Raw genomic sequence first — 11796 nt, 5'->3', positions numbered from 1 at the left:
CACACACCCTCGCCCAGCCGCCCCCTCCGCTCCCGCGCCCTCGCTACTCCTCATCGATTTCGGCGTGCCGGCGCGCGCCGTCCCCGGGATGGTCTTCCAGTACGTGAACCACTGATCGGCCGCCTGGGCGCACCCGGGCGGAAGTCACCCACCGGGCGGTGGTCGCTCTCGTAGCCACCCGCCAGGGTCTGGCGTACGTCGCCCGTCGGCACACCCTTCGCCAGCCGCTCCCGCTCCGCCTCCATGAGGGCCAGACACAGCCAGCGGGCGACCAGGAACGCGACGATCGGTGCCAGCACGAGGGAGACGCGCAGGACCCAGGTCAGGGTGTTGACCGAGATCCGGAAGGACTGGGCGACGACGTCGTTGGCGCCCGCGAGGAGCAGCACAGCGTAGAAGACGGTCCCGGCGACGCCCAGGCCGGTGCGCACGGGGCGTTCGCGGGGCCGGTCGCACAGGTGCCGTTCGCGGTCCCACTCCCCCGTCAGGCGCTGCTCCACGAAGGGGTACGCGTACAGGGCGCCGAACAACAGCCCGGGCAGGACGACGGCCGGCAGCAGGACGTTCCACATGAGGGTGTGACCGGCGAGGTTCGTCTCCCACGGCGGTACGAGGCGCAGCGCGCCCTCCAGGAAGCCGACGTACCAGTCGGGCTGGGATCCGGTCGAGTCCTGGTCGGGACGGTAGGGGCCGTACAGCCAGACCGGGTTGATCTGGGCGACGGCGGACATCAGCACGAGCACGCCGAAGACGAGGAGGGACAGCCCGCCGGACGAGGCGGCGAATCGGGGGAAGAGCGGCTTGCCGATGACGTTGCGGTTCGAACGGCCCGGTCCGCGCCACTGCGTGTGCTTGAGATGGAACACCAGGATCAGGTGCACGGTGACCAGGGCGATCAGCGCGCCCGGCAGCAGCAGGATGTGCATCGAGTACAGACGGGTGACGATCTCGTGGCCGGGGTACTGCCCGCCGAAGGCGAAGAAGGCCACGTACGTTCCGACCACCGGGATGGACAGCATGATGCCCTGGGCGATCCTGAGGCCGGTGCCGGAGAGCAGGTCGTCGGGGAGCGAGTAGCCGGCGAATCCCTCGGCGAGGGCGAGCACGAACAGCGTGAGCCCGATGACCCAGTTCAGCTCGCGGGGCCGGCGGAAGGCACCGGTGAAGAAGATCCGGAGCATGTGCACACCGATCGCGGCGACGAAGACGAGCGCCGCCCAGTGGTGCGCCTGCCGCATCAGCAGACCGCCGCGCACGTCGAAGCTGATGTGCAGCGTGGAGTCGAAGGCCGCCGACATGCGCACCCCCTGCAGCGGGACGTACGGGCCCGCGTAGACGACCTCCCGCATCTCCGGCTTGAAGAAGAAGGTCAGCCACACTCCGGTCAGCACCAGGACGAGCAGGCTGTACAGCGCCAACTCGCCCAGCAGGAACGACCAGTGATCGGGGAACGCCTTGCGCAGCAGCGCCCCGCCCTCCAGCACCGGCAACCGCGCGTCCGCGGCCTCGACCAGCCGCTCGGCGGGGTGTGCGGGGCGGCTGGCGTCGCCGGTGGCGGGACCGGCGCTCGGAGCGGGGGCGGGTTCGGAGTCGGGGCGGGTCACGTGCTCTCCGGGGTCTCCGCCGCTCGCTCCACCTCCGCCTCGACGTCGCCCCGCGCCCGGCCCTCTTCCTTCGCGTACTCGCTCACCGCGGTCTGCACCTCCCGGGCCAGATCGCGCCAGGCCCGCAGGGCGGTCTCGTACGTCTCCTTCTGGGCACCGGTCAGTTGCGCCTCGGCGGGCGGGCCGTAGGTGTCCCGCAGTTCCAGGACCTGCGCGTGGGCCATGTCCGCCGCGCGCTGCTTCGCCACGAGTTCTTCGAAGGTGTGTGCCACGGCAAGGACCCTAGGCACGGCGGCGGCCCGCAGCCCTCGCGACCTGCCGTGCGAGTTCCGCACCCACACCCGTGTGGCGGGTCAGCCCTCGAGCGCGATGTCCGCCCACACCTGCTTGCCGCCGCTCACCGGCAGCGTCCCCCACCCGACCGACACGGCCTCCACGAGCAGGATGCCGCGGCCGCCGGTGGCCTCCCAGCCGATGTTGGTGGGTTTCATCGGGGAGCGCGGCGATGCGTCGGCGACGGCGACCCGGAGCCGGTGGTTGACCAGGGTGAGGTCGAGGCGGACCTGGCCGTCGGTGTGCACGAGGGCGTTGGTGACGAGTTCGGAGACGACGAGCAGCACGGTGTCCAGGTCGTCCGCGGGCACGCCCCAGGCGCGCATGGTGCGCTTGGTGAAGCGCCGGGCGTGCCGCGCGGCCTCCGGCACCCGCCACACCGTCCAGCTCTCCCTGAGCGGGCGCACGGCCATGCCGTCGTAGCGCATCAGGAGCAGGGCGACGTCGTCGCTGCGGTGGGCGTTGCCGAGCAGCGTGTCGGCGACCAGACCGAGGTGGGCGGGGTCGGAGACGGCCAGGTCGTGGGCGAACCGGTCCATGCCGTCGTCGATGTCGGCCTCGGGGGACTCCACCAGGCCGTCGGTGGTCAGCGCGAGCACGGTGCCGGGCATGAGCTGCAGCGGGGCCATGGGGAAGTCGGCGCGGACGACCACGCCGAGCGGCGGGCCGCCCTCGGTCTCGACGATCTCCGTTGAGCCGTCCGGGTGACGCAGCACCGGGGGCAGGTGTCCGGCGCGCACACACCAGGCGGTGCCCTCCTCCATGTCCATGTCGACATAGCAGCAGGTGGCGAAGAGGTCCGACTCCATGTCCATGAGGAGCCGGTTGGCGTGCGAGACCACCACGTCCGGCGGGTGGCCCTCGACGGCGTATGCGCGCAGGGCGGTGCGGAGCTGGCCCATGAGGGTGGCGGCGGCCGCGCTGTGGCCCTGGACGTCGCCGATGACGAGGGCGACGTGGTTCTCGGGCAGCGGGATCACGTCGTACCAGTCGCCGCCCACCTCCAGCCCGGCGGTGGTGGGCAGATAGCGGGCCACGGCGACCGCGCCGGGCAGCTTGGGCAGACGGCGCGGCAGGAGCGTGCGCTGCAGCATGCCGACCAGCTCGTGCTCGGCGTCGAAGGCGTGGGCGCGCATCAGGGCCTGGCCGGCCAGACCGGCGGAGGCGGTGAGCAGGGCGCGTTCGTCGGGGCCGAACTCGTGCGGGCTGTCCCAGCCGATCAGGCAGGCGCCGGCCATGCGGCCGCCGGCGGGCAGCGGCAGCACGGCGAGGCCACCCGGGCCGACCTCGGCGAGGGCGGGCTCCAGGGAGGTGCCGGCGGGCCAGATCTGGGCGCGGCCCTCGCGCAGGGCGGCGGCGAGGGTGGGCATGGCCCGGACGGGCGCGTCGGGCCACTCCGTGCGCCACTCGGAGCGCCACACCTCGGGCCAGACCTCGGGTTCGGGCGGGTCGAGGACGGTGACCACGAGACGGTCGTTCTCCAGCTCGGCGAGCGCGATCCGGTCGGCCTGGAGCGGCTTGCGCAGGGCGGTGACGACGGCCTGGCCGACGTCCTTGACGGTGCCGGCGGTGGCGAGCGCCGCGGCCAGGCGCTGGACGCGGGCCACGTCGGTGACATCGGAGCGCAGCTTGGACGTGTCCGTCACGGTGCCGACCAGGAGCACCGGCCGGCCCTCGCGGCCCGGCAGCATCCGTCCGCGCAGGCGGAGCCACTTGGGCGGGCCGGAGGGCTGCAGGATGCGGAACTCCAGCTCGCGTTCGCCGATGGACATGTGATCGGCTTCGACGACGGACATCAGCGCGGGCAGATCCTCGGGCACGGTCAGCCCGAGCAGGGTCTCGACCTTGCCGTCGAACTCGTCCCGGCCGATCCCGAACAGCTCCAGGATCTCGTCGCCGACCTCGACGCGGCCGGTGTCCATGGCCAGGCTGAAGGCGTCGGCGGGCAGCTCACCGGTGACGGTGGCCCCGGGCGGGGCGGGCAGGGCGACCGACTCGGCGATCAGTTCGAGGCACCGGCGGTCCTCGGGGTCGAAGCCGCCGACACGCTCGCTCACGGCGAGGAGACAGCCGCCGCCGGTCTGCACCGGCAGGGCCGCCACGAAGAACTCCTGGGACGGTGTGCGCCGCGCCTCGGGGCAGGCCGCCAGCTCGTCGGGGCCGAGCCACATCGGCTGTCCGGTGCGGTGGGCCTCGGCGAGCGGGGACTGTGCCGAGGCGGGATAGCCGTCGCGCAGCCCGTACAGGGTGCGCGGCAGCCCCGCCGACTCGGCGAGGCGGAGCATGGAGCCGTCCTCGCTCGGCGTGTACACGCCGACGAAGGATGCCCCGGCGAAAACAAGTGCCTGTTCGATGACGCGGTGCAGTCGATCGGGCGCACCTGGGTCGGTCATGACCGTTTCAAGGGCAACTTCGGCACGCTCCCTCCTCGTTCTGCGTACCGCAGCGCCCTCACTGACCACGTCCGCCATTACAGCGCTTATGAGCCGCCTGCGCAGCCCCTGTGACCGTTCCGTGGAGCTCACGTGGGTTCGGCGCTCGAAACGAGCCGAACATGTCTTGACTCATGCGTTCCGCACGGTGATCTCGTGACAGGCGTGACTGTCCGCGACCGAGGGCCGCCTGGAAGGGTCGACAGCGGGCCACGGAGGGGGAGGCGCATGGACAAGCGGTACGAGGTGTACGCGCTCGCCGACAGTCACTTTTACGACACGCCCGACCGGCTCTCGGCGGGCGGGGAGGGGTCCGCGCTCCTGTACGACACGGCGCGCCGCCCGGTGCCGGAGGGCTGGCACGCGGCACGCATCGGCGACTGGCTGACGCTGACGCCGGCCGAGGACGGGACGTCGCTGCCCTCACCGGCCCAGGGCTGGAAGATCCACGCCTCGGCCACCCGGGAGAACGCCGACCGGATAGCGGCGGTGGTGTGGGACTACTGCGTGCCGCGCCGCATCCCGTTCAAGTTCGTGCCCGGACCGCATCTGCTGCACCTGCGCAACGCCAAGTACGCGGGCCGCGACACGAGCGGCAAGTTCGTCACGGTCTACCCGGCCGACGAAGACCGCCTGCACGAGGTCCTGCGCGAGCTGGGCATGCTCCTGGAGGGCTTCGAGGGGCCGTACATCCTGACCGACCTGCGCTGGGGCGACGGCCCGCTCTACGTCCGCTACGGCGCCTTCGCGCGCTCCTACGTGGTCGACGAGCGCGGCACGCTCGTACCCGCCGTGCGCGACGGCTCGGGCCGGCTCGTGCCGGACCGGCGGGCGCCCTCCTTCCAGGTCCCGGAGTGGGTGACGCTGCCTGGCTTCCTGGAGCCGCACCTCGCGGCCCGCAACACCACGACGGTGGGCGAGCTGCCGTACCGCATCGAGAAGGCACTGCACTTCTCCAACGGCGGCGGTGTGTACCGGGCCACCGACACCCGGGGCGGGCGCCGGGTGGTCCTGAAGGAGGGGCGGCCGCACGCGGGGCTGGCCGCCGACGGCGCCGACGCCGTGACGCGGCTGGAGCGCGAGAAGGAGGCCCTGGAGCGGGTGGCCGGGACCGGTGTCGTGCCCGAGGTGCGGGGCTGGTTCACGCTCGGCGACCACCGCTTCCTGGTCATGGACTTCCTGGAGGGCCGTCCGCTCAACTCCTTCTTCGCCGAGCGCCACCCGCTGCTCACCGCCGACCCGGACCCCGGGGCCGTCGCCGGCTACACGGCGTGGGCGCTGCGCATCCACCGGGCCGTGGAGCAGGCCGTCGAGGCGGTGCACGCACGCGGGATCGTCTTCAACGACCTGCACGTCTTCAACATCATGGTGGCGCCGGACGAGGAGTCGGTGTTCCTCATCGACTTCGAGGCGGCGGCCCCGGCCGAGGAGAACGGCCGCCAGGTCGTCGCGCACCCCGGCTTCTTCGCCCCGCCCGACCGCAGGGGCGTGGACGTGGACCGCTACGCGCTGGCCTGTCTGCGGCTCGCCCTGTTCCTGCCCGTCACCACGCTCTTCGTGGTCGACCGGGGCAAGGCCGCGCATCTGGCGGACGTCGTCGCCGAGCAGTTCCCGGACGTGCCGCGCGCCTTCCTGGACGAGGCGGTCGCGGAGATCACCCGGGGCCCGAAGGCGGCCGGGCGAAGCGCGCCCCGGCCGAGCCCGGCGCCCGCCGTCCGGCCGGCCGAGCCCGGCGACTGGCCCTACAGCCGGGACTCGATGGTCAAGGCACTCCTCGCCTCGGCGACCCCGGAACGCGACGACCGGCTCTTTCCCGGCGACATCGCGCAGTTCTCGGACGGCGGCGGACTGGGGCTGGCGCATGGCGCGGCCGGAGTGCTGTACGCGCTCGCGGAGTCCGGCGCCGGCCGGTACGACGAGGGCGAGCGCTGGCTCCTGGACCACACGGCGTCGCCCCCACCGGGCACCCCGCTCGGCCTGTACGACGGTCTCGCCGGCGTGGCCCACGTCCTCGGCCGGCTCGGGCACCGGCAGCGGGCCCTGGACCTGGTCGACGGAATCCTGCGGGAGCAGTGGCGCAACCTCTCCTCCGACCTGCAGGGCGGCCTCGCCGGACTGGGCCTGGTCCTGGGCGCCCTGGCACGCACCACCGGCGAGCCGGAGCTGCGCGAGCGGGCCGCCGAGGCCGCGGACATCCTGGTGGCGCGCCTGGCCGAACCGCGCCCGGACACCCCGCGGCGGCGGGCCGGGCTGCTGCGGGGCGCGAGCGGGCCGGCGCTGTTCCTGGTGCGGCAGCACGAGGAGACCGGCGAGCCCCGGCTGCTGGCGGCCGCGGCCGAGGCGCTCCGCCGCGACCTGGAGCGCTGCGTCGTGCAGAAGTCCGGCGGGCTCGAGGTGGACGAGGGCTGGCGGACACTGCCGTACCTCGGCGACGGGAGCGTCGGGCTCGGCCTGGTCCTCGACGAGTACCTCGCGCACGCCGCCGACACGACCGGCGAGCTCGAGGGGGCGCGCTCCGCCATCCTCACGGCCGCCACCTCCCGCTTCTACGCGCAGCCCGGCCTCTTCCAGGGCCGCGCCGGGATGATCCTGCATCTGAGCCGCACGACCGCGCCCGGCGCCACCCGGGCCCGGCTCGACGAGCAGGTCGCCGGGCTCGGGTGGTTCGCGATGGCGTACCAGGGGCAACTCGCCTTCCCCGGGCACCAGATGATGCGGCTCTCCATGGACCTCGCCACCGGAACTGCAGGGTGTCTGCTCGCGCTCGCGGCGGCGCTCGACGGTGGCGGCACCGCGCACCTGCCGTTCCTGCCGCCGCACCGGCGGCCCTCACCACGCGGCTCCGCAACCTGACGGAGTCGTGACGCAACCCCGTCCCCGTACACACCAACGAAAGGACACGCCATGGCACTTCTCGACCTGCAGATCATGGAGTCGGACGAGCACACCGACGGCGGCGGCGCCAGCACCCTCAGCCTGCTCTCCTGCGTCTCCGCAGCGAGCGTCACGCTCTGTCTCTGACCGGCACCGTGCCACGGCCCCGGGCGGCCCTCTCCTCGCGGGAGGGGAGCCGCCCGGGGCTTCCCCCCGATCCGACGCGAGGCCGCTGCCGATGACGACCCGTGCCGACGCCACCTCCGACCCGGTGACCCGACGAACCCGCGCCCTACTGCGCTCGGCGACCCGGCACAGCGGGGCCCGCTGCGCCGCCCTGTGCGCCGTGACCACGGCCGCCACCGGGGCCGCACTCGTGCTGCCCGCCGTGCTGGGCCGCACCGTGGACCTGCTGCTCGCGCACGCCCCGGCGGGCCGTTGGGTGTGGTGCAGCGCCGGGCTGGTGCTGCTGCTCGCCCTGCTCGACGGGTGCGCGAGCGTGCTCGGCGGCACGGTCGACGCACAGGCCACCGCATGGCTGCGCGGCCGGGTCACCGGGCATGTACTGGCGGTCGGGCCGCGGGCGGCCGAGCGTTTCGGTTCCGGGGACCTCGTCGCCCGGCTGGTCGGCAACGCCGCGCAGGCGGGGACCGCGCCCGGCGCCGTCGCCGCGCTGCTCGCCGCACTCGCCGCGCCTGTCGGCGGCGTGGTGGCGCTCGCCCTCATCGCCCCGTGGCCGGCGGCCGTGCTGCTGGCCGGAGCGCCGGTCCTGGTCCTGCTCCTGCGTGCGCTCGCACGGGACACGTCGCAGTGTGTGGCCCGCTACCAGCAGGTCCAGGGCGGGATCGCGGCGGCGCTGGCGGAGGCGATCGGCGGCTTCCTTACGATCCGGGCGGCGGGCACGGCGGACCGGGAGGCGGCGCGGATCCTGCGGCCGTTGCCGGAACTGTCCTGTGCCGGTCACCGGATGTGGCGGGTGCAGGGAAGAGCCGCCGCACAGGCGGTCGCCGTGGCGCCGCTGCTGCACCTGGGCGTGGTGGCCGTGGCCGGCGTCCTGCTCACCCGCAACCGTCTGTCGGTGGGCGAGGTCCTCGCGGTCTCCCGGTACGCGGTCCTCGCGACCGGAGTGGGCGTGCTGGTCGGCCGGCTCGCCGCGCTGACACGGGCCAGGGCGGCTGCCGGGCGGCTGGGCGAGGTCCTGGCGGTGACCGCGCCCCGGCACGGCGCGCGGACGCTGCCGCCCGGTCCCGGACGCCTGGAGCTGCGCGGCGTGACGGCCCGGCGCGCCGGACGCACCGTTCTCGACGCGGTCGACCTGGTCCTGCCCGGCGGCACGACACTCGCCGTGGTCGGACGCTCGGGCACGGGCAAGTCGCTGCTCGCGGCCCTGGCCGGGCGTCTGGCCGACCCGGACGAGGGGGTGGTCCTGCTGGACGGAGTCCCCCTGCCCGAGCTCACCCATGGCGCGCTGCGCGGTGCGGTGGCCTACGCCTTCGAACGCCCGGCCCTCCTCGGTACGACGATCGAGGACACGATCGCCTTCGGCCTCGACGCCCCCGGCCCCTCCCGCATCCGGGAGGCCGCCCGCAGGGCCCGCGCCGACGGCTTCGTCCGCCGCCTCCCCGACGGCTACGCCACCCCCTGCGCCGACGCTCCCCGCTCCGGCGGGGAGTCCCAGCGCCTCGGCCTTGCGCGTGCCTTCGCCCACGGCGGTCGTCTGCTGATCCTCGACGACGCACTCTCCAGCCTCGACACGGTCACCGAACATCACATCACCCAGGCGCTGCTGGCCCAGAACGCCCGCCCGACCCGCCTGCTGATCGCACACCGCGCGGCGACGGCCGCCCGCGCCGACGCGGTGGTGTGGCTGGACGGGGGGCGGCTGCGGGCGGTGGGGACGCACGCCGAACTGTGGCGGGACGCGGAGTACCGGGCGGTGTTCGGCGGCGGGGACGCCGCGGACGAGAAGGCTCGGCAGTGACCGGCGGGGAGCGACGCCGCGCCGCGGGACGGTTCGTGTGGGCCCGCCGCCGGGTGCTCGTGCGGCTCGGCGCGTGGTCGGCGCTGGAGGCGGGACAGACGTTCCTCGTCGGGTACGCGTTGGCGCGCGCCCTGGACGACGGGTTCCTCGCGGGGCGCGCCGGGGTCGGTCTGCTGTGGCTCGCGTCGGCCGGGGCCGGGGTGGTCCTGGGTGCGTACGGGACCGGGCGGGTGTACGGCGTGGTCGCCGCGCTGGTCGAGCCGGTACGGGACCTGCTCGTGGAGCGGGTCGTCGCGCGCGGGGTGCGGGAGGCGGACGGCGCGGCGCTGTCCGGGCTCACCCAGCAGGTGGAGATCGCCCGGGACACCCTCGCCGGTCTGGTGATGGTGTCCCGCTCCTTCGTGTTCGCGGCGGCGGGCGCCCTCGTCGGCCTGTGCTCCCTCGCCCCGCAGCTGCTGCTGGTCGTCCTGCCTCCGCTGGCCGCCGGGGTCTGCCTGTTCGCGATGACGCTGCGGCCCCTGGCCCGCCGCCAGGAGGCCTTCCTCGTCGCCGACGAGGCTCTCGCGGAGGAACTGGGCACCGTCTGCCCGGGGCTGCGGGACATCACGGCTGCGGGGGCAGAACGGCTCGTCGCCGCCCGTACGGCGTCCCGTGTCGACGCGGAGCTGCGCGCCGCCCGCTCCCTGGCCCACTGGGGCGTCCTGCGCGTCACCGCGCTCGCGGTCGGCGGCCACCTCCCGGTCGTGCTGCTCCTCGCCGCCGCCCCCTGGCTCCTCGCTCAGGGCGTCACCCCGGGCGCCCTGGTCGGCGCCCTCGCCTACGTCACGCAGTCCCTGCTCCCGGCCCTCCAGAACCTCGTCCACGGCCTGGGCACGAGCGGCTCCCGCCTCACGGTCGTCCTGCACCGCCTGCTCCCGCCACCAGCCGCCCCGGCCACGAACCCGCATGCCACGTGGGCGAGCACCCCGGGCACCAACCCGTACTCGACACAGCCGAGCCCCCCGGAGCCGCACCCCACCCGCCGTGAACCCAGTGTCAGCGGGGCACCCTCGCTCCCGGCCGTTTCCCTCGCCGCCGGCGCCCTCGCCCTCACCTCCGTCACCTTCGCCTACGGCCCCGCCTGTGACCCCGTCCTCGAACACCTCGATCTCGGCGTCCCGCACGGTGGTCACCTGGCCGTCGTGGGGCCGAGCGGCATCGGGAAGTCGACGCTCACCGCTCTGGTCGCCGGGCTGCTGGAGCCCAGGTGCGGTGTGATCCGGGTCTGCGGGCATCCCGTGCCCGGGGTGGAAGCGGCCGCGCGACGGGTGCTGATCCCGCAGGAGGCGTACGTGTTCACCGGCACCCTCGCCGAGAACCTCGGGTACCTCCGGGAGGATCCGGTGCCGGAGCGCGAGCTGCTGGCGGCGGCCGACGCCGTTGGGCTCATGCCGTTGCTCGAGACGCTGGGCGGGCCCGCCGCCCGGGTCGACCCGGCGGCGCTGTCCGCGGGCGAACGGCAGCTGATCGCGCTGACCCGGGCCTATCTCTCGCACGCACCGCTCGCCCTGCTCGACGAGGCGACCTGCCACCTCGATCCGGAGGCGGAGGCGCGGGCGGAGGACGCGTTCGCGAGGCGCCCGGGCGGCACCCTGGTGGTCGTCGCCCACCGGATCAGCTCGGCCCAGCGGGCGGACCGGGTTCTGCTCATGGACGGGAGGAGCACCGCGTACGGCACCCATGACCGACTGCTGCGGACCTGCGCGCCGTACGGGGACCTCGTCGCCGGCTGGACGCCAGTGCCGTCACAGCCACCCTTCCCCCTGTGAGATGCGGATCGCGTCGATGCGATTGCGGGCCCCGGTCTTGCGGGTGATCGCCGCCATGTAGTTGCGCACCGTCCCGTTGGACAGATGCAGGCTCCCGGCGATCTCCGCGACGGACGCTCCCCCGGCCGCCAGCGACAGTACGCTCAACTCGCGGCGCGTCAACGGGATCTCCGCCGCCTTGAGGAAGCCGAAGCCCAGGGATTCGTCGACGAAACGTCTCCCCTCGGCGACCCGCCGGATCGCGTGCACCAGCCGCTCGGGCGAGCCCTCCTTGTCGACGTAGCCGAGTGCCCCCGCCTCGGCCGCGCGCTTCAGCAGCCCGGGTCTGTTCGCACTGGCAAGCACCAGGAGGCGCGGCGGCGTCGGGCCGTTGCCGGAGGCACGCAGTTCGGCAAGGGGCGGGCCTCCGCGGGAGTCCGCGCACTCGAGATCCACGGCGCACACGTCCGGCCGTAAGGACCGCACCTGCCCGGAAGCGCAGCCCCACGCCGATTCGTACACACCCAGACCGGGCTCCCGGCGGAGCCACTCCGCCAGTACCGACCGCACCAGACACGCGTCGTGCACCAGAAGTACCCGGATCACTGCTGCCCCTCCAGCTCGCTGCACTTCGGTCTCAGGTGTTGCTCGCTGTACTTCGGTCTCAGGTGTTGAACGCGTGCCCCATTGTTGGCGCCAGTGACCGTTTCTGAGCGCGAAGAACCGGCCATCAGGGTGCGCGGGGGCGCACGTCCGGCGCCCGCGCACCGCCGCACGCTTCGACT

General features: G+C 74.1%; 8 protein-coding genes. 4 read left to right on the top strand and 4 right to left on the bottom strand.

The window, feature by feature from the left end; all coding sequences use genetic code 11:
* Nucleotides 1–50: 50 nt before the first annotated feature.
* From qcrB to Q8A52_RS12105, 3 genes are all read right to left on the bottom strand, one after another.
* A complete protein-coding gene (qcrB, locus tag Q8A52_RS12115; protein WP_316751046.1) occupies nucleotides 51–1514 on the bottom strand; it encodes a cytochrome bc1 complex cytochrome b subunit in 1464 nt (487 codons plus the stop codon).
* A gap of 86 nt (nucleotides 1515–1600) precedes the next feature.
* Entirely contained in the window at nucleotides 1601–1876 is a 276-nt protein-coding gene (locus Q8A52_RS12110; protein ID WP_316750946.1) for a hypothetical protein, read from the bottom strand.
* Between the two features lie 81 nt (nucleotides 1877–1957).
* Complete coding sequence (locus Q8A52_RS12105) at nucleotides 1958–4408, bottom strand: SpoIIE family protein phosphatase (RefSeq protein WP_316750944.1); 2451 nt, start codon at nucleotides 4406–4408, stop codon at nucleotides 1958–1960.
* 189 nt (nucleotides 4409–4597) lie between these two features.
* Between Q8A52_RS12105 and lanKC the strand changes: the two genes are divergently transcribed.
* From lanKC to Q8A52_RS12085, 4 genes are all read left to right on the top strand, one after another.
* The gene (gene lanKC, locus Q8A52_RS12100) at nucleotides 4598–7222 is read left to right on the top strand and encodes a class III lanthionine synthetase LanKC (RefSeq protein WP_316750942.1); all 2625 of its coding nucleotides are present in this window, start codon (nucleotides 4598–4600) and stop codon (nucleotides 7220–7222) included.
* Nucleotides 7223–7273: 51 nt separating this feature from the next.
* Nucleotides 7274–7390, top strand: a complete 117-nt coding sequence (locus Q8A52_RS12095) for a SapB/AmfS family lanthipeptide (RefSeq protein ID WP_316750940.1) — start codon at nucleotides 7274–7276, stop codon at nucleotides 7388–7390.
* Between the two features lie 91 nt (nucleotides 7391–7481).
* Nucleotides 7482–9224 (top strand): ABC transporter ATP-binding protein, encoded by a 1743-nt coding sequence (locus tag Q8A52_RS12090; protein ID WP_316750938.1) that lies wholly within the window; start codon nucleotides 7482–7484, stop codon nucleotides 9222–9224.
* Nucleotides 9221–11032, top strand: a complete 1812-nt coding sequence (locus Q8A52_RS12085; RefSeq protein ID WP_316750936.1) for an ABC transporter ATP-binding protein — start codon at nucleotides 9221–9223, stop codon at nucleotides 11030–11032. The genes Q8A52_RS12090 and Q8A52_RS12085 overlap by 4 nt, the downstream gene beginning before the upstream one ends.
* Here the strand turns inward: Q8A52_RS12085 and Q8A52_RS12080 are convergent.
* Complete coding sequence (locus Q8A52_RS12080; RefSeq protein WP_316750934.1) at nucleotides 11009–11617, bottom strand: response regulator transcription factor; 609 nt, start codon at nucleotides 11615–11617, stop codon at nucleotides 11009–11011. The genes Q8A52_RS12085 and Q8A52_RS12080 overlap by 24 nt on opposite strands.
* Nucleotides 11618–11796 lie beyond the last annotated feature (179 nt).

The organism is Streptomyces herbicida, from assembly GCF_032656585.1.
GTDB lineage: Bacteria > Actinomycetota > Actinomycetes > Streptomycetales > Streptomycetaceae > Streptomyces > Streptomyces herbicida.
Note: the sequence above shows the minus strand (reverse complement) of the source record. Positions and strands in the feature narration are given on the sequence as shown.